The organism is Vibrio sp. 1562 (assembly GCF_033340155.1).
In the GTDB taxonomy this organism is placed as follows: Bacteria; Pseudomonadota; Gammaproteobacteria; order Enterobacterales; family Vibrionaceae; genus Vibrio; species Vibrio alginolyticus.
The window spans coordinates 1-836 of record NZ_JAWOVY010000199.1 but is presented as its reverse complement, the minus strand read 5'-3'; the positions used below and the strand labels follow the sequence as shown (position 1 = coordinate 836).

Genomic DNA, 836 nt, shown 5'->3' with positions numbered 1-836 from the left:
CACTTTTTGAGTTCCAGTTCAGACGAAAGCTTAATCGACAATGGATCGAGTTGATCTGTCTGACCAAACTTCTCGTAGCGACCCATCGCTGATAACACTTTATTCCATTGGCTCAACTGGTAATGCGATTGTGCGATGCGCAGCCAAACTTCATGAGCTTTCTGGTTTTTAGGTACAGCTTTACTCAACTCGTAATAGTGCGGCAAGGCTTTAGCAAACTGTTGTTCGTTCAACAAAATATCCGCTAGCATTTTACGTGTTTGCCACGCTTGCTCATCTTGCAATAAACCGCTGCTTACCGCGAAATCCAGTTGCTTGATAGCTGGCTTAACTTGCTCATTCTGCCAATAAAAAATACCAAGCATACGAGCAACAAACGCTTGATCGTAGCCACGCGATAGGTCTAACGATTCGAGAGTTGAGATCGCTTCTTTAAGCTTCTCTTCTTGAGCTAAGCTGTGCGCACGCTGCACTCTAGATGCGGTGTACTGGCTAAGCTCTTGAGCTATCGCACTGGCTGCGGTCAAACTAAGCAGCGTTGTGATTAAGAATTTCTTCATCATTTGCCTAATTTGAACTCCACTTTAGCGGTTTGTCCGAACTGCTCAATTGACACACCATTTTCAACTTTGGGTTGGTATTTCCACTTCTTCAACGCGCTAATGGCTTCTTTTTCAAACATACGCTTTGGCTCTGCATCGATCACTTCAATGTCTTTTGGACGACCTGTCGTGTCAATCGTAAAGCGCATGATCACATAGCCTTCAACCTTGCGTTTTAATGCTTTACTTGGGTAACGAGGTTCAACTTTATACAGCGGTAACGCTTGTTGATTG

The 836-nt window shown here is 44.1% G+C and carries 2 protein-coding genes; both read right to left on the bottom strand.

Annotated features, from left to right (window positions below):
- Positions 1 to 563: tetratricopeptide repeat protein (locus R7Z49_RS24125; protein WP_411913031.1), on the bottom strand; the 563-nt coding region annotated here is incomplete at its 3' end.
- A partial coding sequence (locus tag R7Z49_RS24120; RefSeq protein ID WP_318112249.1) for an energy transducer TonB occupies positions 560 to 836 on the bottom strand: 277 nt, incomplete at its 5' end. The genes R7Z49_RS24120 and R7Z49_RS24125, both read right to left, overlap by 4 nt.